General features: G+C 68.0%; 19 protein-coding genes. 11 read left to right on the forward strand and 8 right to left on the reverse strand.

Annotated elements, in window-relative coordinates; all coding sequences use genetic code 11:
• Positions 1-123 precede the first annotated feature (123 nt).
• From KK141_RS19285 to KK141_RS19300, 4 genes are all read left to right on the forward strand, one after another.
• Positions 124-912, forward strand: coding sequence for a 3-hydroxybutyrate dehydrogenase (locus KK141_RS19285; protein WP_167252781.1), 789 nt, complete (start codon positions 124-126; stop codon positions 910-912).
• 118 nt (positions 913-1,030) lie between these two features.
• The gene (locus KK141_RS19290) at positions 1,031-1,774 is read left to right on the forward strand and encodes an acetoacetate decarboxylase (protein WP_214572729.1); all 744 of its coding nucleotides are present in this window, start codon (positions 1,031-1,033) and stop codon (positions 1,772-1,774) included.
• Between the two features lie 4 nt (positions 1,775-1,778).
• Complete coding sequence (locus tag KK141_RS19295) at positions 1,779-2,957, forward strand: patatin-like phospholipase family protein (protein WP_214572730.1); 1,179 nt, start codon at positions 1,779-1,781, stop codon at positions 2,955-2,957.
• A 56-nt stretch (positions 2,958-3,013) separates the two neighbouring features.
• Positions 3,014-3,874 carry an NAD(P)-dependent oxidoreductase gene (locus tag KK141_RS19300; protein WP_214572731.1) on the forward strand — a complete coding sequence of 287 codons (861 nt, stop codon included), beginning with the start codon at positions 3,014-3,016 and terminating at the stop codon, positions 3,872-3,874.
• Positions 3,875-3,946: 72 nt separating this feature from the next.
• On the opposite strand, the gene KK141_RS19305 is transcribed toward KK141_RS19300, so the two are convergent.
• From KK141_RS19305 to radC, 3 genes are all read right to left on the reverse strand, one after another.
• Entirely contained in the window at positions 3,947-4,687 is a 741-nt protein-coding gene (locus KK141_RS19305; RefSeq protein ID WP_214572732.1) for an SPOR domain-containing protein, read from the reverse strand.
• On the reverse strand, positions 4,688-6,379 hold the full coding sequence (gene argS, locus KK141_RS19310; RefSeq protein ID WP_214572733.1) for an arginine--tRNA ligase: 1,692 nt from the start codon (positions 6,377-6,379) through the stop codon (positions 4,688-4,690).
• Positions 6,380-6,877: 498 nt separating this feature from the next.
• Entirely contained in the window at positions 6,878-7,549 is a 672-nt protein-coding gene (gene radC, locus KK141_RS19315; protein ID WP_214572734.1) for a DNA repair protein RadC, read from the reverse strand.
• A gap of 96 nt (positions 7,550-7,645) precedes the next feature.
• Between radC and coaBC the strand changes: the two genes are divergently transcribed.
• The 3 genes from coaBC to KK141_RS19330 are packed head-to-tail and all read left to right on the forward strand — an operon-like array spanning position 7,646 to position 11,689.
• A complete protein-coding gene (coaBC, locus tag KK141_RS19320; RefSeq protein WP_214572735.1) occupies positions 7,646-8,851 on the forward strand; it encodes a bifunctional phosphopantothenoylcysteine decarboxylase/phosphopantothenate--cysteine ligase CoaBC in 1,206 nt (401 codons plus the stop codon).
• A gap of 14 nt (positions 8,852-8,865) precedes the next feature.
• Positions 8,866-9,321, forward strand: a complete 456-nt coding sequence (gene dut / locus KK141_RS19325) for a dUTP diphosphatase (protein WP_214572749.1) — start codon at positions 8,866-8,868, stop codon at positions 9,319-9,321.
• 31 nt (positions 9,322-9,352) lie between these two features.
• Positions 9,353-11,689, forward strand: coding sequence for a phosphomannomutase/phosphoglucomutase (locus tag KK141_RS19330; RefSeq protein ID WP_214572736.1), 2,337 nt, complete (start codon positions 9,353-9,355; stop codon positions 11,687-11,689).
• A gap of 69 nt (positions 11,690-11,758) precedes the next feature.
• Here the strand turns inward: KK141_RS19330 and KK141_RS19335 are convergent, their stop codons facing one another.
• From KK141_RS19335 to KK141_RS19345, 3 genes are all read right to left on the reverse strand, one after another.
• Positions 11,759-12,394, reverse strand: a complete 636-nt coding sequence (locus tag KK141_RS19335; protein WP_214572737.1) for a DUF4124 domain-containing protein — start codon at positions 12,392-12,394, stop codon at positions 11,759-11,761.
• A gap of 93 nt (positions 12,395-12,487) precedes the next feature.
• The gene (pyrE, locus tag KK141_RS19340; protein ID WP_167252771.1) at positions 12,488-13,135 is read right to left on the reverse strand and encodes an orotate phosphoribosyltransferase; all 648 of its coding nucleotides are present in this window, start codon (positions 13,133-13,135) and stop codon (positions 12,488-12,490) included.
• A 29-nt stretch (positions 13,136-13,164) separates the two neighbouring features.
• Complete coding sequence (locus KK141_RS19345; RefSeq protein ID WP_214572738.1) at positions 13,165-13,659, reverse strand: GNAT family N-acetyltransferase; 495 nt, start codon at positions 13,657-13,659, stop codon at positions 13,165-13,167.
• A gap of 35 nt (positions 13,660-13,694) precedes the next feature.
• Between KK141_RS19345 and KK141_RS19350 the strand changes: the two genes are divergently transcribed.
• The 3 genes from KK141_RS19350 (at position 13,695) to KK141_RS19360 (ending at position 16,236) form a co-directional block, all read left to right on the forward strand.
• Positions 13,695-14,465 carry an exodeoxyribonuclease III gene (locus tag KK141_RS19350; protein WP_214572739.1) on the forward strand — a complete coding sequence of 257 codons (771 nt, stop codon included), beginning with the start codon at positions 13,695-13,697 and terminating at the stop codon, positions 14,463-14,465.
• A gap of 79 nt (positions 14,466-14,544) precedes the next feature.
• Positions 14,545-15,771 (forward strand): MFS transporter, encoded by a 1,227-nt coding sequence (locus tag KK141_RS19355; protein ID WP_214572750.1) that lies wholly within the window; start codon positions 14,545-14,547, stop codon positions 15,769-15,771.
• A 153-nt stretch (positions 15,772-15,924) separates the two neighbouring features.
• On the forward strand, positions 15,925-16,236 hold the full coding sequence (locus KK141_RS19360) for a hypothetical protein (RefSeq protein ID WP_167252768.1): 312 nt from the start codon (positions 15,925-15,927) through the stop codon (positions 16,234-16,236).
• 5 nt (positions 16,237-16,241) lie between these two features.
• Here the strand turns inward: KK141_RS19360 and KK141_RS19365 are convergent, their stop codons facing one another.
• Both KK141_RS19365 and KK141_RS19370 read right to left on the reverse strand, forming a co-directional pair.
• Positions 16,242-17,399, reverse strand: coding sequence for an anhydro-N-acetylmuramic acid kinase (locus tag KK141_RS19365; RefSeq protein ID WP_214572740.1), 1,158 nt, complete (start codon positions 17,397-17,399; stop codon positions 16,242-16,244).
• A complete protein-coding gene (locus tag KK141_RS19370) occupies positions 17,374-18,816 on the reverse strand; it encodes a peptidoglycan DD-metalloendopeptidase family protein (protein WP_214572741.1) in 1,443 nt (480 codons plus the stop codon). Before KK141_RS19370 ends, KK141_RS19365 begins: the two co-directional genes overlap by 26 nt.
• Positions 18,817-18,998: 182 nt before the next feature.
• Here KK141_RS19370 and tyrS point away from each other — a divergent pair, with 182 nt between their 5' ends.
• Positions 18,999-20,210, forward strand: a complete 1,212-nt coding sequence (tyrS, locus tag KK141_RS19375; RefSeq protein WP_214572742.1) for a tyrosine--tRNA ligase — start codon at positions 18,999-19,001, stop codon at positions 20,208-20,210.
• The last annotated feature ends 348 nt before the right edge of the window (positions 20,211-20,558 follow it).

Genomic DNA, 20,558 nt, shown 5'->3' on the forward strand with positions numbered 1-20,558 from the left:
TGGGCTGGCCCGGAATGACGCGGGGTTTTCTCCCGGTTGTCCATTCGTCGCATAGATGCGACATCCGAGCTGTGCCAGCCTTTGTGGTCTCCCGCATCCCCTAGCGAATTCGAAGGAGTGGTTATGGCAGCAAGTCTCGAAGGCAAGGTCGCTCTGATCACCGGTGCCGCCAGCGGCCTGGGCAAGGCCATCGCGGAGCTTTACGCGAAGAACGGCTGCGCCGTGGCGATCGCGGACATCAACCAGCAGGCTGCCGATGCGGCAGCGGCTGAAATCAATGCGGCCGGCGGCAAGGCGATCGGCATCGCCATGGACGTCACTGACGAAGCGGCGGTGAATGCCGGCACCGACAAGGCGGTCGCCGCCTTCGGCGCGCTGGATATCCTGATCTCCAACGCCGGCGTGCAGATCATCAACCCGATCGACCAGTTCGCCTTCGCCGACTGGAAGAAGATGCTGGCGATCCACCTGGACGGCGGCTTCCTCACCACCAAGGCGGCGCTCAAGCACATGTATCAAGGCGACCGCGGCGGCACCGTCATCTACATGGGTTCCGTGCACTCGCACGAAGCCTCGAAGCTGAAGTCCGCCTATGTCACCGCCAAGCACGGCCTGTTGGGCCTGGCCCGCACACTGGCGAAGGAAGGCGCGGCGCACAACGTGCGTTCGCACGTGATCTGCCCCGGCTTCGTGCGCACGCCGCTGGTGGAGAAGCAGATTCCCGAGCAAGCCAAGGAACTGGGCATCAGCGAAGCGGAAGTGATCAAGAACGTGATGCTGAAGGACACGGTGGACGGCACCTTCACCACCGTCGAGGACATCGCGCAGACCGCGCTGTTCCTCGCCGCGTTCCCGTCGGCCGCGCTGACCGGCCAGTCGGTCGTGGTCAGCCACGGCTGGTACATGCAGTAAGCGTCGCGCGCCTGCCCGGCGAGTGCCGGGCGGGCGCCGATTTTTTTGCGTGTTTCGATTGCATGCAGCGTGCGCCATTCCGGCGCGCGCCAGACGGGATTGCCAAGAGGATGGCTCGATGAAGATCGCCGACGTCAAGGCCAATGCGTTCGCCATGCCGCTGACCAGCCCCGCGTTTCCGCGCGGGCCCTATCGTTTCGTCAACCGCGAATTCCTGGTCATCACCTACCGCACCGACCTCGATGCGCTGCGCGCGGTGGTGCCGGAGCCGCTGGAGATCACCGAGCCGCTGGTGAAGTACGAATTCATCCGCATGCCCGATTCCACCGGCTTCGGCGACTACACCGAGTCGGGCCAGGTGATACCGGTGAGCTTCCGCGGCGTGCACGGCGGCTACGTGCATTCGATGTATTTGAACGACCATCCGCCGATCGCCGGCGGCCGCGAGCTGTGGGGCTTCCCCAAGAAGCTGGCCAGCCCGGTGCTGGAAACCGAGATCGACACCCTGGTCGGCACGCTCGACTACGGCAAGGTGCGCGTGGCCAAGGCCACCATGGGCTTCAAGCATGCCGAGGCCGATCGCGCCGCGGTGCTCGCTGCGCTGGCCGCGCCGAATTTCCTGCTCAAGATCATTCCGCACGTGGACGGCAGCCCGCGCATCTGCGAGCTGGTGCGCTACTTCACCACCAACGTCACGCTCAAGGGTGCCTGGACCGGCCCCGCCGCGCTGGAGCTGCATTCGCATGCGCTGGCGCCGGTGGCGGACTTGCCGGTGCTTAAGGTGGAATCGGCCCTGCATTTCATCACCGATCTCACCCTGGACCTGGGCGAAGTGGTGTACGACTACCTGACGGAGGCTTGAGTCCATGGGCAACGCGACGCAAGGCGACAGCAAGGAAGCGCTGGCGAAGATGGTGCGCGAGTCGTACTCCACCGTGGCCCTGGTGCTGCAGGGCGGCGGCGCGCTCGGCGCCTACCAGGCCGGCGTGTACCAGGCGCTGGCCGAGGCGGACCTGCGGCCGCGCTGGCTGGCCGGCATTTCGATCGGCGCCTTGAATGCCGCGATCATCGCCGGCAATCCGATCGGCCAGCGCGTGGAAAAGCTGCGCGAGTTCTGGGAAACCATCTGCAAGCCGCCGTATTTCCCGGCCACGCCCGCATTCGACAGCAGCGGCTGGCCGCTGGCGCTGCAGAACGGTTTCAGCAGCCTGGCCGCGTGGCGCGCGCTGATCGAAGGGCAGGCGGGTTTCTTCGTGCCCCGCATGCCGCCGCCGTTCCTGCCGTTCCACCGCGCCTCCGGTCCCGGTGACGTGAGCTGGTACGACACCGCGCCGCTGCGCAGCACGCTGGAGCGGCTGGTGGATTTCGACCGCGTCAACGACCCGCGTTCGATGCGCGTGTCGGTGGGCGCGGTGAACGTGCGCACCGGCAACTTCGCGTATTTCGACAACAGCCACGGCAAGCTGCGGGTGGAGCATTTCATGGCGTCCGGCGCGCTGCCGCCGGGCTTCCCCGCGGTGGAGATCGACGGCGAGTTCTACTGGGACGGCGGCATGGTGTCCAACACGCCGCTGTACAAGGTGCTGTCGGACCGGCCCTGCCACGATGCGCTGATCTTCCAGGTCGACCTGTGGCGCGCCACCGGCGAGCTGCCGCGCGATCTGTCCGGCGTGGCCGAGCGCTCCAAGGAAATCCAGTATTCCAGCCGCACCCGCCTGATCACCGAGTACATGCGGCTGAACCAGGAAAACCAGCGACTGCTGCATGACCTGATGGCCCTGGTGCCGGCGGACAAGCACGACGATCCGGCCTTCAAGCGCGCACAGGCGCAGTCTTCCGGCGCGCTGACCAACCTGATCCACCTGATCTACCGCGACAAGCCGTACGAAGGCCATTACAAGGACTACGAGTTCAGCCTGACCAGCATGCACTCGCACTGGGAGAGCGGCCTGGCCGACATGCGCCACACGCTGGCGCATCCGCAATGGCTGGAGCGGCCCACGGCGGAGAAGCCATTCGTCACGCACGACGTGCACCGCCGCTAACATAGGCCGCTCCGCCTTCCGGGGCGGCCGTGTTCCTCCTCTGCTGGAATTCCCCGATGAGCCTCAAGGCAGCTTTCGTCGGTCTCGGCGCCATGGGCGCGCCGATGGCCGGACATCTGAACTCCAAGGGCCTGCTGCACGCGGTAGCCAACCGCACCCAGGCCAAGGCCGATGCGCTGGCGCGCGAACTGGGCGTGACCGCCCCGCCGCTGGAAGAGCTGGCCGCGCAGTGCGATGTGATCGCCCTGTGCGTGACCGCCGACGCCGACGTGCTGGCCACCATCGACACCATGCTGCCGCACTTGAAGCGCGGCGCCATCGTGGTCGACCACTCCACCGTGGCGCCCGACACAGCCAAGCGCGCGGCCGCGCGCCTGGCGTCGGCGGGCGTGGATTTCCTCGACGCGCCGGTGTCCGGCGGCGTGGAAGGCGCGAAGAACGGCAAGCTGTCGGTGATGGTCGGCGGCGACGCCGCGGTGCTGGAACGCGCGCGCCCGGTGCTGGAAGCCTATGCGCTGCGCGTCACCCACCTGGGCGCCGTCGGCGCCGGCCAGGCCACCAAGGCGGTGAACCAGGTGCTGGTGGCCGGCATCGCGCAGGCAGTGTGCGAAGGCCTGGCCCTGGGCGAGGCGCTGGGACTGGAAGCGGAGCGCCTGCTGCCGACCCTGGGTGCGGGCGCGGCCGGCAGCTGGTTCCTGGAAAAGCGCGGCGCCACCATGCTGCGCGACGAGTTCAGCGTGGGCTTCAAGCTGGCCCTGCTGCACAAGGACTTGGGCATTGTGAACCGCATCGCCGAGAGCGCGGGCACGGAGCGCACCGTGATCGAGAAATCGCTGGCCGACTACGCCGAGCTGATGGCGCAGGGGTATGGCGACGACGATATCTCGGCGCTGATCCGGCTCAAGCGCAAGCGCTGAAGCCAGCAACTCGCCCAAAGAAAAAGCCGCGCATCCGCGCGGCTTTTTTTATCGCGAAGCCGTGATGACGGCTCAGCGGCCTTCTTTCAGCGCGATCGCATTGAAACCGGCCGAGGACAGGCGCTGCTTGGTCGATTCCAGCTCGGTAGCCGACTTGAACGGGCCAAGGCGCACGCGGTTGTAGGTCTGGCCGTTGACGTTGACCGAAGCCACGTTGGCGACGAAACCCTGCAGCGCCAGCTTTGCCTTCAGGCTTTCCGCATCGGAGGCGCTCGGAAACGCACCCACCTGCAGCAGATAGCCGCCACCGCCCGCGGCCGGCGGCGTGACCGCGGCCGCCGGCGCCGCGGTGACGTTCTCGGTGACCGCGGCCGGCGCATTCGCCGCGGCGGCGCGCTGCGCGGCGGCCTGCTGCTGAGCCTGCTGCGCCGCCTGGGCCTGGGCTTGCGCCTGCTGCGCGGCGGCCTGCTTCTGCTGCTCGGCGCGCGCCTGCGCGCTGATCTCGGCGTCGGGGATGCGCACTTCCTTCTCCGACAGCACCGAGTAGAAGTCGAACTGCGGCTTCTTCGGCGCGGCGGGCGTGGAGTCGGCGCTGGTCGGTTCCACCGCGCCGGCATCGCTGCCGTGCTGGGCGGTGGCCTGCGCGTTGGGCTGCGGCGCGTCGCCGGAGCGACCGCCCATGGGCAGCTTGCCGCGCATGGCGAACATCAGCAGCGCGCCGACCGCGATGCCGACGATGGCCCAGCCCCAGGCCGGAAACCCGCCGCTGTTGTTGCGCACGGCCTGACGGCCCTTGCCCTTGCGTGCTGCCATTTACATCTTCTCCGGGGCACTGAGTCCCAGCAAATCCAAACCGTTGCGGATGACCTGGCGTGCCGTGACCGCCAGGGTGATGCGCGCGTTGCGCAGCTCGGCGTCGTCCACGATCCACTTATGCTCGTGATAGTAACTGTGCAGGGCGCCGGCGAGGTCGCGCAGGTACTGCGCGATCAGGTGCGGTTCCAGATTGCCGGCCGCCGCTTCCACCACTTCCGGATAGCGCGACAGCTCCACGAACATGGCCTGCTCGTGCACCGTGTCCAGCCGCTCGAAATGCGCAACGCCCGCGGCGGTATCCAGTGCCGGCAGACCGCGCTCGGCCAGTTCTTCCAGCACGCGGCAGACGCGGGCATGGGCGTACTGGATGTAATAGACCGGGTTGTCGTTGCTCTGCGAGCGCGCCAGGTCGATGTCGAACACCAGCTGCGAGTCGGCCTTGCGCGAGATCAGGAAGAAGCGCGTGGCATCCTTGCCCACTTCGTCGATCAGGTCGCGCAGCGTGACGTAGCTGCCGGCGCGCTTGGAGATCTTCACCTCTTCGCCGCCGCGCATCACGGTCACCATCTGGTGCAGCACGTATTCCGGCCAGCCCTTGGGGATGCCGCAATCCAGCGCCTGCAGGCCGGCCTTCACGCGGGCCAGGCTGCCGTGGTGGTCCGAACCCAGCTCGGTGATGGCGCGCACGTAGCCGCGCTGCCACTTGCTGCGGTGGTAGGCCACGTCCGGCACGAAATAGGTGAACGTGCCGTCGGACTTGCGCATGACGCGGTCCTTGTCGTCGCCGAAGTCGGTCGAGCGCAGCCACAGCGCGCCGCCTTCCTCGTAGGTGTGGCCGTGGGCGACCAGCTCGCGCACGGTCTCCTCCACCTTGCCGCCGCTGTACAGCGAGGACTCCAGGAAATAGGTGTCGAAGCCGACACCGAACGCTTTCAGGTCCAGGTCCTGCTCGCGGCGCAGGCTGGCCACGGCGAACTGGCGGATGGCGTCGAGGTCGTCGGCATCCTTGGCGCCGGTGACGGTGTGGCCGTCGGCCAGCACGGATTCGCCGGCCATGTAGGCGCGGGCCACGTCGGCGATGTAGTCGCCGCGGTAGCCGTCTTCCGGCCAGCCGGCCTGGTCCGGCGCCAGGCCGCGTGCGCGGGCCTGCGTCGAGATGGCCAGGTTCTGGATCTGCACGCCGGCGTCGTTGTAGTAGAACTCGCGCCGCACCGCCCAGCCGTTGGCATCGAGCAGGCGGCTCAGGCAGTCGCCGATCGCCGCGGCGCGGCCGTGGCCCACGTGCAGCGGGCCGGTCGGGTTGGCCGAGACGAATTCCACGCCGGCGACCACGCCCTTGCCGCTGTCGTTGCGGCCGTAGGCGTCGCCCTCGCCCAGGATGCGGCGCAGCTCGGCGTGGTAGGCGCCGGGCGCCAGGAAGAAGTTGATGAAGCCAGGACCGGCGATCTCGATCTTCGCCACCTGCGCATTGGCGGGCAGGGCGGCCACCAGCTTCTCGGCCAGTTCGCGCGGCTTGGCGCGGGCCGGCTTGGCCAGCAGCATGGCCGCGTTGCTGGCGAAATCGCCGTGGTCGCGGCTGCGCGTGCGCTCGATCACGAAGTTCGGCACTTCGAGTTCGGCGGGCAGAGTGGAGTCGTTCTGCAGGGACCGGATGGCCTGCAGCAGCAAATCGCGCAGCGCTTGTTTCACGGGGCTGGGTCTGGCTTCGATGGAACCGGCAATCCTAGCAGAGCGGGGCGGCCCGCTCCGAGGCCTGGGCGGGGCGGCGGAAGGCGGCGCGCGGGCATGCTGCGGCGCGGCTGCGGGGGCTGTGGATAACTCTGTGGGGAAAGTAAGGGCTGTCGGGAGCGTCGCGGGTTTTTGCGCGGCGGAAACGTATATGTCACTTAAATTTCCACATGAGATCAGCAGCTTGCATCGACAATTTCACGAATGTCGACGGAATGACCGCTAAGCGGCCATCTGAGGCCGATGTGCATAAGTCGCGCCGGCCAGGTTTCCGGCCGAGCCCGCTGGCACGTCACGGTCCTGTCATGCCGCACCGCCACAATGCCGCCCGTACCCCAAGCACCCTCCCCGCTGACGGGTATGCGAGACGCCGTTACTCTCACCTCCCCAAAAACGGCCTGACGGCGCGGTCCCCACCGCGCCGTTATTCTTTCCGGGTCAAACGGCACCCACTCACGCTCAGAGCAGGCCCAGCGAGGCCATCGACACCGGCTCGGCGGCACCGATCACCATGTGGTCCAGCACTCGCACCTCGACCAGTTGCAGCGCCTCGCGCAGGCTGCGGGTGATGGCGCGGTCGGCCAGGCTGGGTTCGGCCACGCCCGACGGATGGTTGTGGGCGAAGATCACCGCGCTGGCGTTGTGCTTGAGGCAGGCGCGTACCACTTCGCGTGGATGCACGCTGGCGCCGTCGATGGTGCCGCGGAACAGCTCCTCGTAGGCCAGCACGCGGTGGCGGTTGTCCAGGTACAGGCAGGCGAACACTTCGTAGGGCAGGTGGCCCAGCTTGGCGCGCAGGAAGTCGCCGCTGTCGCGCGGACTGCGCAGCGCGGCGCCCGAGCGCAACTGCTCGTTCAAGGAGCGGCGCGCCAGTTCCAGTGCGGCGATCACCCGCGCACGCTTGGCCGGGCCGATGCCGGGCATGCGCGTGGTGCTGTAGGGGTCGGCCAGCAGCGCATGGATGCCGCCGGCTTCGGCCAGCAGCTCGCGGCCGAGGGTGAGCGCATCGGCGCCGGCCACGCCGCTGCCCAGCAGCACGGCGAGCAGCTCCGCATCCGACACCGCGGACGTGCCTTGCTGCAGCAGTTTTTCGCGGGGGCGTTCCCCGGCTGGCCAGTCTCGAATGCTCATTCGCTCACGATGCCGCAAGCGCGCCGGCGGCTGCAGCGGAAGACGCAGTCGATTCCGGTAAGCTTGGCGTCTGCCCGTTTGTCAGGCCTGTCCTACATGCAACTTGCCAACCGTCGCATCCTGCTCGGCGTGTCGGGCGGCATCGCCGCCTACAAAGCCTGCGAGCTGGTCCGCCGCCTGCGCGACCTGGGCGCCCAGGTGCGCGTGGTGATGACGGAAAGCGCCACCCATTTCGTCAGCGCCACCACCTTCCAGGCCCTCTCCGGCGAAGCGGTGCGGGTGAGCCTGTGGGACGAGCAGGCGGAGATGGCCATGGGCCATATCGAGCTGGCGCGCTGGGCCGAACGTATCCTCATTGCGCCCGCCAGCGCCGACCTGATCGCTCGCCTCGCGCACGGCATGGCCAACGACCTGCTCACCACGCTGTGCCTGGCCAGCGCCGCGCCGCTGTACGTGGCGCCGGCGATGAACCAGCAGATGTGGGCGCATCCGGCGGTGCAGGAAAACGTCGATACCCTGCGCCGCCGCGGCGTGCACCTGCTCGGCCCGGCCTCGGGCGACCAGGCCTGCGGCGATATCGGCTCCGGCCGCATGCTCGAACCGCTGGAACTGCGCGCGGCCCTGGTGGGCTCCTTCGGCGACGGCGCGCTGCGCGGCCTGAAGATGGTGGTGAGCGCGGGGCCGACCTACGAAGACATCGACCCGGTCCGTTTCATCGGCAACCGCAGCTCCGGCCGCATGGGCTTCGCCGTGGCCGGCGCCGCCGCGGATGCTGGCGCGCAGGTGACCCTGGTCGCCGGCCCCGTGCACCTGGCCACGCCGCATGGCGTGGCGCACCGCGTGGACGTGCGCAGCGCCGCCGAGATGCACGCGGCCGTGCTGGCCGCCACCGCCGGGGCGGACATCTACGTCGGCGCCGCTGCGGTGGGCGACTACCGCCCGGCCAGCGTGGCCGGACAGAAGATCAAGAAGCAGGACGGCGCCGGGCTGACCCTGGCGCTGGCCGAGAATCCCGACATCCTCGCCAGCCTGGCGGCGCAAACCGTGCACCCTTTCCTGGTCGGATTCGCCGCGGAAACGCATGATGTGGCGGATTACGCGCAGGACAAGCTCCGGCGCAAGGGATTGGACATGATCGCCGCAAACCTGGTGGGCAACGGCCTGGGCTTCGAGGCCGCCGACAACGCATTGAACGTGTACTGGCCCGGCGGCTCGCTGGAGCTGGCGCGCGCCGGCAAGGAACAACTCGCCCGCGAGCTGGTGGCGAGCATCGCGCAGCGTTACCGGGCGGTGCGCTCATGACGGTGCGGCCGGGCCTGGTCGACGTCGAACTGAAAATCCTCGATCCACGGCTGGGCGACAGCATCCCGCTGCCGCAGGCGGCGACCGTCGGCAGCGCGGGCATGGACCTGCGCGCCGCGATCGATGCGCCGCTCACCTTGGCCCCCGGCGAAAGCGCGCTGGTGCCCAGCGGCATGGCCATCCATATCGGCGATCCGCTCTGGTGCGCGCTGATCGTGCCGCGCTCGGGCCTGGGTCATAAACACGGGCTCGTCATGGGCAACCTGGTAGGCGTGATCGACGCGGACTACCAGGGCCCGCTGATGATTTCCTGCTGGAACCGCGGCACGCAGCCGTACACCATCGAAGTGGGCGACCGCATCGCCCAGCTGCTGCTGGTGCCGGTGGGGCAGGCCCGCTTGAACGTGGTGACGGAGTTCAAGCCTTCGCAGAGGGGCGAAGGCGGTTTCGGCTCCACCGGCGTCAACTAAGTACTCGAGAGCCTGCAGAGGGGACAGGACGATGGCGATGGACATCGCGATGGAATGGCGCGAGCGCGCGTCCGACTGGCGGCGGCTGTTGCCGCTGGCCGGCGGCACGCTGCTGGTCGTGAGCGGTTTGTTCTGCGCCTGGCAGACCTGGCTGATCGCCGACGAAGGCGCCGCGATTGAGCGCGTGCACCGCGCGCAGGACCAGGTGGCGCAGTCGCTGGCCGAAGAACTGACCCGCGAACGCCACACCCTGCAGCAGCAGCTTGACGCGCTCGACCCCGCCGCCACCCAGGCCGACCACGCTTACGCAGCCACCCTGCTGCGCGGCAAGCTGCCGCAAACCCAGGCGGTGGAGTTCTACAGCGGCAGCCTGGACGAAGTGCTGCACGCCAACTACCGCGACTTCGGCTACGCCAAGGCCGCGCAGCTGATGGCCGCGCAGACCGCCGATGGCGACACGCTGGCGCAGACCCTGCCCAAGGGCACCGGCGACCGCCGCCTGAGCTTCGTGCTGCCGATGGGCTCGCGCCAGCGGCCGGGCGCGTGGGTGCTGTTCGAGCTTCCGTTCGCTCCGCTGGAGGAACGTTTCAACGCCGTTCCGCCGGGAAGCGGCAGACTGGAACTTCGCCAGGGCGACGACCACGGCCGCGGCGACCTGCAGCTGCTCGCCCATGGCTCCGCCTCCGCGCAGAGCGAATCCACCGGCAAGCCGGTGGCGGGCAGCAACCTGAGCGTGGTCGCCGCCTTGCCAGCGGCTTACATCGTGCTGCCGAGGTCGTGGCCGCTGGCCGCCCTGCTGGCCTTGCTGGGACTGGGCGGCGGCATCTATCTGCTGTGGCTGCGCGGCCGCGTTCCCGGCCTCAGCCTTGGCAAGCACAAGACTTCATACGAGGAACCGATTTTGTCCGACCTGATCGACAACACGCCCGAGCCGGCCAAGCCGGAAGCCCGCCCCGCCAAGCCCGCCGCACCGGCGCCTGGTCCGGTCACGGTGGACCCGACGATCTTCCGCGCGTACGACGTGCGCGGCATCGTCGGCAAGTCGCTGACCGTCGATGTGGCGCGCCTGCTCGGCCAGTCCATCGGCACGGTGATGCGCGAGAAGGGCCTGCGCGAGATCGTGGTCGGCCGCGACGGCCGCCTGTCCGGTCCGGAGCTTACTGGCGCGCTGTCCGACGGCCTGCGCGAGGCCGGCATCGACGTGATCGACGTCGGCGCGGTGCCGACGCCGGTCGTCTACTACGCGGCCTACCGCTTCAACACCGGCAGCGGCGTGGCCGTCACCGGCAGCCACAATCCGCCGGACTACAACGGCTTCAAGATCGTGGTCGGCGGCGAGACCCTGTCCGAAGGCGCCATCCAGGACCTCTACCGCCGCATCGCCGCCAACGAGCTGGAGCGCGGCGGCAAGGGTTCGCTGCGCCATATCGACGTGGTGCCGGACTATGTCGAGCGCATCACCTCCGACGTGCAGGCCGGCCGCCGCATGAAGGTGGTGGTCGACTGCGGCAACGGCATCCCCGGCGCGGTGGCGCCGCAGGTGCTCGAAGGCATCGGCTGCGAAATCATCCCGCTGTATTGCGACGTGGACGGCACCTTCCCGAACCACCATCCGGATCCTTCCGACCCGCACAACCTGGAAGACCTGATCCTGGCGGTGAAGAGCACCGGCGCGGATCTCGGCGTGGCCTTCGACGGCGACGGCGACCGCCTGGGCGTGGTGACCAAGACGGGCGAGATCATCTTCCCCGACCGCACGCTCATGCTGTTCGCGCGTGACGTGCTGTCGCGCCAGCCGGGCGCCACGATCATCTACGACGTGAAGTGCACCGGGCATCTCAAGGGCCAGATCCTCGACGCCGGCGGCAGCCCGCTGATGTGGCGTACCGGCCACTCGCTGATCAAGAGCAAGATGCGCGAGACCGGCGCGGAACTGGCCGGCGAGATGAGCGGCCACTTCTTCTTCAAGGAGCGCTGGTACGGCTTCGACGACGGCATCTACGCCGGCGCCCGCCTGCTGGAGATCCTGGCCGGCGACCTGGAAGAGCGCACGCCGGAAGAGATCTTCGCCACCTGCCCCAAGGGCGTCTCCACGCCGGAGCTGAAGATCGAGATGCAGGAAGGCGAGCACTACAAGTTCATCGAGAAGTTCCGCCAGAGCGCCACCTTCGGCGATGCCGCGCTGACCACCATCGACGGCGTGCGCGCCGACTGGCCGGACGGCTGGGGCTTGGTGCGCCCGTCCAACACCACGCCGATCCTGGTGCTGCGCTTCGACGCGGACAACGACGCGGCGCTCAAGCGCATCCAGCAGGTGTTCCGCGAGCAGCTGCATGCGGTGGATCCGGCGCTGAAGCTGCCGTTCTGATCCGCGGGGCTTCGGTCCCAGGCATAAAAAAACGCCACGCATTGCGTGGCGTTTTTCTTTGGAGCCGGCTTACTTCTTGTTCTGCGCGGCTTTCAGATCGCGGTAGTGCTGCAGCTGGGTGGTCATCCGGGTGCTGGCCGCGTCGCGGGCGGCCTGCTGGCGGTCCAGCGCGGCGCGCTGGCCGGCCACCACGTTGCGCTGCTTGGCGATGCTGTCGTTGAGGAACTTCGGCACCGCCTGCTTGGCGCGCTCCATGTCGCCGGCGCGGGTGAGCAGGTCGGTCAGCGCTTTTTCCTGGCTGTGCAGGTTGATCTGGGTGGTGCGGATCTGCTGGTCGATATTGTCGATTTCCTGCTGCAGCGAGGCCTTGTAGTCGGCCTCGTTGGGGTAGGCGGCCAGCATCTGCGAGTCGTTGCGCGAGCGATCCTGCGCCGCGCGCTGCTGCGCGGCCTGTTCCTCGGCGGCCTTGCGGGCGGCCTCGCGCTCCTCGGGATTGAGCTGGCGCTCGACGTGGCGCATCACCAGGCCGCGGTCGTTGACCACGTCGTAGCCGTACTTGATGGCTTCGCTGGTGAGGCTGTCGCTGTAGTGCGGCAGGCCCTGGCCGTCGCGCCACTTGTAGCGCATGCCGTTGGTGTTTTCCGTCTGCGCATGGGCGCAGGCGACCGCGATGACGGCGGCTAGGATCAGACTGGTTCGACGCATGGAATTCCCCCTGTGAATTGGGAGTATAGCCTTCGCCCCTGCATGGTCCGGCTCAGGCATGTTTGCGGATGTGACGCCGTTCGCCCCGTGGCCTCAGGCCGCCACGCCATAGCGTTCCCGATACGCCATCAAGCGTTCGTATTCGTCCGCCAGCTCCGGCCGCTCGCCGGCGTAGGCCATCACGTCGCTGAGGCTGGTGATGGCGATGACCGGGATGCCGTAGTCGGCGGCTACCTCCTGCGCGGCGGACAGCGCACCGGTGCCGCGCTCCTGGCGGTCCAGCGCGATCAGCACGCCGGCTGGCGTGGCGCCCTGCGCGCGGATCAGCGCCAGCGATTCGCGCACGGCGGTGCCGGCGGTCATCACGTCGTCCACGATCAGCACGCGGCCCTGCAGCGGCGCGCCGACCAGCACGCCGCCTTCGCCATGGTCCTTGGCTTCCTTGCGGTTGTAGGCCCAGGGCAGGTCGCGCCCATGCTCGTCGGCCAGCGCGATGGCGGTGGCCGCGGCCAGCGGGATGCCCTTGTAGGCGGGGCCGAACAGCATGTCCACCGGCACGCCCGAGTTCACCAGCGCCGAGGCGTAGGCGCGGCCCAGGCGGGCCAGCGCGGCGCCGGAATCGATGCGGCCCATATTGAAGAAGTACGGGCTCTGGCGGCCGGATTTGAGCGTGAACTCGCCGAAGCGCAGCACGTCGCGCTGCAGGGTGAGTTCGATGAAGTCGCGCTGGTAGTCGTGCACGGCGGTTTCTCGTCGAAAGGAAAGCGGATTCAGGGCAGCTGGAGCCACATCAGATGCTGCGGCCCGGAACGCCCGCCATGGTACAGCTCACCGCTGTCCTCGAAGCCGGCGCGCCGGTACAGGGCCAGCGCGGGCAGGTTGCGGCAGTTGACGGTGAGCACCAGCAGGCGGGCATCGGGATGGCGCGTGGCCAGGTCGGCGACCAGCGCGGGCACGGCGGCGGCGCCGAAGCCGCGCCCTTGCCAGTCGGCGCCGATGAAGAACGAGCGCAGGCCCAGCGCGGGCACGGCGTAGTCGCGCTCGGCGATCGTGCTGGCGTGCTGTTCGATCCGGTAGAAGCCCACCGGCGTATCGCCGTGCAGGATCGCCATCGGCGTGCTGCCGTGGCATTGCTCCGCATCGGCCAGCGAGGCCTCGATCGGGCTGACGAAGGCGTACTGGTCGGGATGCACGCGCAGGGCCAGCACGGCGGGGCGGAACGCGGGCGCGACAGGCGCGACGCGGATGGCGGGCGATTCGGACATGGTTGCTATGATGGCGTATCCACCGAGGACCTCGCATGCGCATCGTCAGCCTGAACGCCAACGGCATCCGCTCCGCCGCCACCAAGGGCGTGTTCGACTGGTTGCGCAAGCAGAAGGCCGACGTGGTCTGCCTGCAGGAGACCAAGGCGCAGGAAGATCAGCTCAGCGACCCGATGTTCCGCCCCGACGGCCACCACTGCTTCTACCGCGACGCCAGCACCAAGAAGGGCTACAGCGGTGTGGCGATCTACGCCAAGCGCGAGCCGGACCAGGTGCTGACTTCGCTGGGCTGGGCGCCGTTCGACGACGAGGGGCGCTATATCGAGGCGCGCTTCGGCAACCTGAGCGTGGTGTCGCTGTACGTGCCTTCGGGTTCCTCCGGCGATGAGCGCCAGCAGTTCAAGTTCCAGGTCATGGAATGGATCACGCCGATCTTCCAGCAGTGGCTGGAAAGCGGCCGCGACTACGTCATCTGCGGCGACTGGAACATCGTGCACACCAAGGACGACATCAAGAACTGGAGCTCCAACCAGAAGAACTCCGGCTGCCTGCCCGAGGAGCGCGCCTGGCTGGACCTGCTGTTCAAGCAGCGCGGCTGGGTGGACAGCTTCCGCGCGATCAAGCCCGACGCGGTGGAATACACCTGGTGGTCCAACCGCGGCCGCGCGCGCGAGAACAACGTGGGGTGGCGCATCGACTACCAGGTGGTGACGCCGTCGCTGCACAAGCGCCTGAAGAGCTGCTCGGTCTATCGCGACGAGCGCTTCTCCGACCACGCGCCCTATACGGTCGACTATGCCGACTGAGCCGGCGGCGAAGCCCGGCGCGCAGTCACCCAGGCGTCCATCGGTATGGCAGGCGTTTTCCCAGCCGGCCGCCTGGACCATGTGCCTGCTTGGCTTTTCCTCCGGCCTGCCGTTCCTGCTGGTGGCCGGCACCCTGGCCTACTGGCTGAAGGAAAAGGGCGTCGAGCTGAAAGAAATCACCATGATCGCCAGCGCGGGCATGTTCTACGCGTTCAAGTTCGTGTGGGCGCCGCTGCTCGATCACTGGAAGCTGCCGCTGTTCCGCCGACTGGGCCAGCGCCGCGGCTGGCTGCTGTTCTCGCAGCTGGTGGTGGCCGGCGGCCTGCTGGCGATGGCTGCGCTGACGCCGGCCAATCTGGGGCCGTTTATCGCGGCGACCCTGGTGGTGGCGTTCTTCGGCGCCACCCAGGACATCGCGGTGGACGCCTACCGCATCGAGATCGCCTCGGTGGAGGCGCAGGGCGCGCTCGTGGCCACCTATGCGCTGGGTTATCGCATCGGCCTGCTGGCGGCGGGCGCGCTGGCGCTGATCCTGGCCGACCACGTGCCGTGGCCGTGGGTGTATGTGGCGATGGCGATCGGCATGAGCCTGCCCATCCTCACCACCTTGATGGCGCGCGAGCCGGAGGTGATCCGCCAGGCGCCGCGCAACTGGGGCGAGGCCATGCGCGAGGCGGTGGTGGATCCGTTCACCGATTTCTTCCGCCGCTACGGCTGGCTGCTGGCGGGCGTGACGCTGGCCTTCATCCTGCTGTTCAAGATCCCGGAGCAGGCCACCATCGGCGGCGTGATGAGCCCGTTCTACCGCGACATGGGCTTCAGCAAGACCGAGATCGGCACCATCACCAAGATCTACGGCATCTGGATCGGCATCCTCGGCGTGTTCATCGGCGGCGCCGCAGTGGCGCGCTGGGGCGCGTGGCGCACGCTGGGCGCCAGCATCGTGCTGTGCGGCGCCAGCAACCTGCTGTACCTGCTGGTGATCATGTATCCGGGCAACCTGCTGGTGCTGACCCTGGTGATCTCCGGCGAGAACCTGACGCTGGGCATCCTGGGGCCGCCGACCGTGGCCTTCCTGTCCTCGCTGGTCAATCGCCAGCACACCGCCACGCAGTACGCCCTGCTCAGTTCATTGGTGAACCTGCCGGGCAAGCTGCTGGGCTTCTTCGCCGGCGGCATCGCCACGGCTACCGGTTACGGCACCTACTTCGTGATCACCGTGATCGCGGTGCTGCCGGCCACCGCGCTGTTCCTGTATCTGTGGCCGCACTACCGCGCGGAAGAACGGGCCCGCGGCACGGGCTGATCGAGGTTCCGGGCCGCAACTGCGATGGCGTTCGCCGCACGAGTGCGAACCTAGCCACGGATTCCCCCGGATGGCCGACTTGCAAGCCGGCCGCCGCCTGTACACCATGATGACGGTCAGGGGGCCCATGCGTGGACAGACGGAGTAACGCCTGTGCCGGACATCGTGATTCGCCATATCGACAATCTCATGGCCGAGCGCATCAAGTCGCTGGCCAAGGACCGCCAGTGGTCGATCAATGACGTGGTGCTGCATGCACTGCGCCACGGATTGGGCATGGCGCCGAGCGGCAATGTGTTTGCCGAGACCATGCTCGACCCGGGCGAGCTGACCGTGCTCAGCGGCCAGTGGGATGCGCGCGAGAAAGCCGCCTTCCAGGAAGCCGTGCAGGCGCTGTCGATGGCGCAGCCCACACAGCTGTCGCCCTCGCAGCTCGCTTTGTCCGAAGAACCGCTGGGCGGCTAGGGCATTCAGAGCGGCGCGGGGTAGACCGCGCCGAGCACGCGCGGGCCGCGTGCGCCCGTGACCGCGGGCAGGTTGCCGGGCCGTCCGAGCAGGCGCTGCCGGGCCAGCCAGGCGAAGGCGGTCGCTTCCAGGTAATCCGGATCCACCCCTTCTTCCGCCGTGCTGCGCATCCGTGCCGGGTCGAGCAGGGCCGCCAGGCGCCGCATCAGCGCGCCGTTATGCACGCCGCCGCCGCAGGCCAATACCTCCGAGACATCCGGCGCGTGCCGCGCGATCGCCTCGGCCGCGCTGCGGGCGGACAGTTCCAGCAGGGTGGCCTGCACGTCGGCCGGCGGCAGTGCGGCGACGCGCGCATGCCGATCGAGCCAGGCGAGGTGGAAGTGTTCGCGGCCGGTGCTCTTGGGCGCGGGCAACGCGAAGTAGGGATCGGCCAGCAAGGCAGCCAGCAGCTGCGCATCGACGGTGCCGCTCAGCGCTAAAGCGCCGTCGCGGTCGTAGGCCGTGCCGCGGTGGCGCAGGCACCACGCATCCATCAAGCCGTTGGCCGGGCCGGTATCGAAGCCGAACACATGCCCATCCGCGCGCAGCACCGTGATGTTGGCGATGCCGCCGAGATTGAGCACCACGCGGGTGCGCCCCGCCGCGCCCAGCAGCATGGCGTGCACGGCCGGCAGCAGGGGCGCGCCCTGGCCGCCGGCGGCGACGTCGGCGCGGCGGAAATCGGCGACCACGTCGATGCCGCAGCGCTCGGCGATCACCGAAGGGTCACCCACCTGCAGGGTGAAAGGATATTCGCCCTGCGGCCGGTGGCGCAGCGTCTGTCCGTGCGAGCCCACCGCGCGCACCGTGGCGGCAGGCGTGCCGCTGTCGGCCAGCAGGCGCAGCGTGGCTTCGGCGAAGCAGGTGCCGATGGCGACGTCGAGGCGGCCGTAGGCGTCGAGGTCCAGCCGCGTTTCGTCCTGCGCCACCGCCAGGATGCGCGCGCGCAGTTCCGCCGGCCACGGATGGACCAGGGCGGCGACGAGTTCGGGGCGGTCCTGTTCGAAGCGGACCAGCGCGGCGTCGATGCCGTCCGCGCTGGTGCCGGAAATCAGGCCGATATAAAGCGAGGGAGCCTCAGCCACGTGCAGTCGCGGCTCAGTCGTCGTTGCGCTTGGCGCCATCCACGCGGGCCAGCTTGACGTTGGCGTCCAGCGCCTTCAGGCGGGCCAGCTGCGGCTGCACCACCGTCGACCTGAACTTGGCCAGCTGCACGGCCGGCAGCGGCTCGGGCTTGGGCAAGGTGACCTTCTGCGGGTCGCGCTGTACGTCGTTGACGCGGAATTCGTAGTGCAGGTGCGGGCCGGTGGCCAGGCCGGTCATGCCGACATAGCCGATCACCGAACCCTGGCTCACGCGCTGGCCCACGCGCTCGCTGGCGAACTTCGACATATGGCCGTAGGCGGTGCTGATCGAGCTGTTGTGCTGGATGATCACGAAGTTGCCGTAGCCGTTCATCCAGCCCTTGAACTTGATCACGCCGTCGCCCGCCGCATGGATCGGCGTGCCGGTGGGCGCGGCGTAGTCCACACCCTTATGCGCGCGCATCAGGCCCAGCACCGGGTGCATGCGCGCCGCGCTGAACTGCGAGGAGATGCGGGTGAAGTCGACCGGGATGCGCAGGAAGGATTTCTGGATCGGGCGGCCGTCCTCGCTGAACCAGCCGTAGGAGCCGTCGTCCTTCTTGAAGCGATACGCCGTGTAGCGCTCGCCCTGGTTGACGAATTCGGCGGCGACGATCTCGCCTTCGTGCAGGTAGGCGCCGTCGCGGTAGATGTCGTCGTAGATGACGGTGAAGGTGTCGCCTTCGCGCAGGTCCTGCACGAAGTCGATGTCGTATTTGAAGAGGTCGGCCAGCTTCAGCACCATCGCCGTGCTCATGCCGGCCTTGGCGCCGGCGGCGAACAGCGAGCTGTCGATGGCGCCGTGCACGACGTGCTCGCGGCGTTCCACTTCGCGCGCCTGCGCCATCATGCTCGGCTTGCTGCCGTCGAAACGGACGATGACGCGGCTGGCTTCGTCCTTGTCGAAGCGGATGCCGCGCAGGCCGCCGTCGCTGGACAGCAGGAAGTCGAATTCCTGGCCCGGGCGGATGTTGTGCAGCGCCTTGGCGGCGTCGCCGGCCTGGTCCATCACGTTCTGCAGGTCGGTGAGGCTCAGGCCCTGGCCCTGGAAGATGTCCGACAGCGTCTGGCCCGGCTGCACCTGCACGATGCGCCAGTCTTCCACCGTGGGCGTGCGCACCGTGGTCGGCAGCGCCTTGGGCAGGGCCAGCGGCATGAGAGCGTGCGCGGAAGAAACCGGATCGGGCCGCATCGCGCTGGCCCAGGCGGGAATGATGAAGCCGGAAAGCGCGGTGAGCAGCAGTGCGGTGCCGGCGAGCATCCAGCGTTCGCGATGCCAGCGGATCGGCTCGGCCTCGCTATGGTTGCTGAAGGACCAGTGCGAAAAGCGTTCGTAGAAGTGGGAGTGGCGTCGCTGCGCCTTACGGCGAATAGCCTGTTTGCGCGCCGTGCGCGCGATCTTGTTCGCCTCTCCCATGCCCCGTGTGCCCCGCGGTACAGATTTATGTAATGCCGCGTACCATAACGGCCCTGTGCAAAGTGCGTCAACGCCTTTCCCATCAAGGGTTTGCGTGAATTTTCTGATTAACGCACAATTAACCTCTCGACGTGATGGTCGTCGCTTCCCCAGACCATCAAACAACCGGAATTGAGGACTACATGAGCGAGCTTGAGCAGGCGCTGGCCACCATCGCGCGCGGCGCCGACGAAATCATCAAGCAGGAGGATCTGGTCGAGCGGCTGAAGACCGGGCGTCCGCTGCGCATCAAGGCGGGCTTCGACCCGACCGCGCCGGACCTGCACCTGGGCCACACCGTGCTGCTCAACAAGATGCGGCAGTTCCAGGACCTGGGCCACCAGGTGATTTTCCTGATCGGCGACTTCACCGGCATGATCGGCGACCCGACCGGCAAGAACGTCACGCGCAAGCCGCTCACCCGCGAGGACGTGCTGCGCAACGCCGAGACCTATGCCGAGCAGGTCTATAAGGTGCTGGACCGCGACAAGACCGAGCTGCGCTTCAATTCCGAGTGGTTTGGCAAGATGAGCGCGGCCGACATGATCCGCCTGGCCGCGCAGCACACCGTGGCGCGCATGCTGGAGCGCGACGACTTCGCCAAGCGCTACGCGGCGCAGCAGTCGATCGCCATCCACGAATTCCTCTATCCGCTGGTGCAGGGCTACGACTCGGTGGCGCTGCAATGCGATGTGGAGCTGGGCGGCACCGACCAGAAGTTCAATCTGTTGATGGGGCGTGCGCTGCAGGAGCATCACGGGCAGCCGCCGCAGATCGTGCTGACCATGCCGCTGCTGGAAGGCCTGGACGGCGTACAGAAGATGTCCAAGTCGCTGGGCAACTACATCGGTATCAATGAGCCGGCCATCGACATCGTCACCAAGACGCTGAAGATCGGCGACGAGCTGATGTGGCGCTGGTTCGAGCTGTTGAGCTTCGAGGTGTCGCTCGATGAGCTCGCTCATATGAAGAGCGAAGTGGCCAGCGGTGCGCTCAATCCGCGCGACGCCAAGCTGCGCCTGGCGCGCGAGCTGGCGGCGCGTTTCCACGGCGCGGCCGCGGCGGAGCAGGCGATTGCCGGCTGGCACGCGGTGGTGCGCGGGGAGGGCGATACCAGTCTGTTGCCGCTGACCGAGATCGCCGTGCCCGCGGAAGGCCTGCGCCTGCCGGCGCTGCTGACCGCGGCGGGGCTGACGCCCAGCAATGCGGAGGCGAACCGCAAGCTCAAGGAACGTGCGGTGCGCATCGACTCGGAAGTAGTGGAAGACGCGCAGCGCACGTTCGGCCCTGGCTTCGAAGGCGTGCTGCAGATCGGCAAGCGCAACTTCGCCCGCGTCGCCTTGAAGCTGGCTTGAGGCTCGCGCGGCGGCCGCAACGGCCGCCGCGCGGCTTTGCCGCGCATCGATCCGTGAAAGAACAAGCGCTTACGAGAAATTTGAAAAAAACTTCACGAAATGGCTTGCCAGGCCGGTAGCCCCTCCCTATTATTCGCCTCCCCGCCGCGACGGCTTCCCCGCAACGGCAACAACGGCAGCAAGAAAAACTTCGCTGCAGGTGTTGACGGACCGGAAAGACAATGTAGAATGGGCGGCTCACCCGGGACGAAACGTCTCGGGGCGATTCAGAAGAATGGATCGCAAGTGATTGATCTTTGACAGTGTGCGCAGGTGACTTGTGTGGGCGTCTTGCGTTGGAAGGATTCA

The organism is Dyella sp. LX-66, from assembly GCF_018599165.1.
Classification (GTDB): domain Bacteria; phylum Pseudomonadota; class Gammaproteobacteria; order Xanthomonadales; family Rhodanobacteraceae; genus Dyella_D; species Dyella_D marensis.

Excerpts from the sequence above, each read along its gene's own strand:
- KK141_RS19355 (WP_214572750.1), top strand. The coding sequence starts at position 14,545 with ATGTGCCTGCTTGGCTTTTCCTCCGGCCTGCCGTTCCTGCTGGTGGCC.
- KK141_RS19290 (WP_214572729.1), top strand. The coding sequence starts at position 1,031 with ATGAAGATCGCCGACGTCAAGGCCAATGCGTTCGCCATGCCGCTGACC.
- KK141_RS19370 (WP_214572741.1), bottom strand. The coding sequence starts at position 18,816 with ATGGGAGAGGCGAACAAGATCGCGCGCACGGCGCGCAAACAGGCTATT.
- KK141_RS19345 (WP_214572738.1), bottom strand. The coding sequence starts at position 13,659 with ATGTCCGAATCGCCCGCCATCCGCGTCGCGCCTGTCGCGCCCGCGTTC.
- KK141_RS19300 (WP_214572731.1), top strand. The coding sequence starts at position 3,014 with ATGAGCCTCAAGGCAGCTTTCGTCGGTCTCGGCGCCATGGGCGCGCCG.
- KK141_RS19350 (WP_214572739.1), top strand. The coding sequence starts at position 13,695 with ATGCGCATCGTCAGCCTGAACGCCAACGGCATCCGCTCCGCCGCCACC.
- KK141_RS19365 (WP_214572740.1), bottom strand. The coding sequence starts at position 17,399 with ATGGCGCCAAGCGCAACGACGACTGAGCCGCGACTGCACGTGGCTGAG.
- KK141_RS19295 (WP_214572730.1), top strand. The coding sequence starts at position 1,779 with ATGGGCAACGCGACGCAAGGCGACAGCAAGGAAGCGCTGGCGAAGATG.
- tyrS (WP_214572742.1), top strand. The coding sequence starts at position 18,999 with ATGAGCGAGCTTGAGCAGGCGCTGGCCACCATCGCGCGCGGCGCCGAC.
- coaBC (WP_214572735.1), top strand. The coding sequence starts at position 7,646 with ATGCAACTTGCCAACCGTCGCATCCTGCTCGGCGTGTCGGGCGGCATC.
- radC (WP_214572734.1), bottom strand. The coding sequence starts at position 7,549 with ATGAGCATTCGAGACTGGCCAGCCGGGGAACGCCCCCGCGAAAAACTG.
- KK141_RS19335 (WP_214572737.1), bottom strand. The coding sequence starts at position 12,394 with ATGCGTCGAACCAGTCTGATCCTAGCCGCCGTCATCGCGGTCGCCTGC.
- KK141_RS19330 (WP_214572736.1), top strand. The coding sequence starts at position 9,353 with ATGGCGATGGACATCGCGATGGAATGGCGCGAGCGCGCGTCCGACTGG.
- KK141_RS19305 (WP_214572732.1), bottom strand. The coding sequence starts at position 4,687 with ATGGCAGCACGCAAGGGCAAGGGCCGTCAGGCCGTGCGCAACAACAGC.
- KK141_RS19285 (WP_167252781.1), top strand. The coding sequence starts at position 124 with ATGGCAGCAAGTCTCGAAGGCAAGGTCGCTCTGATCACCGGTGCCGCC.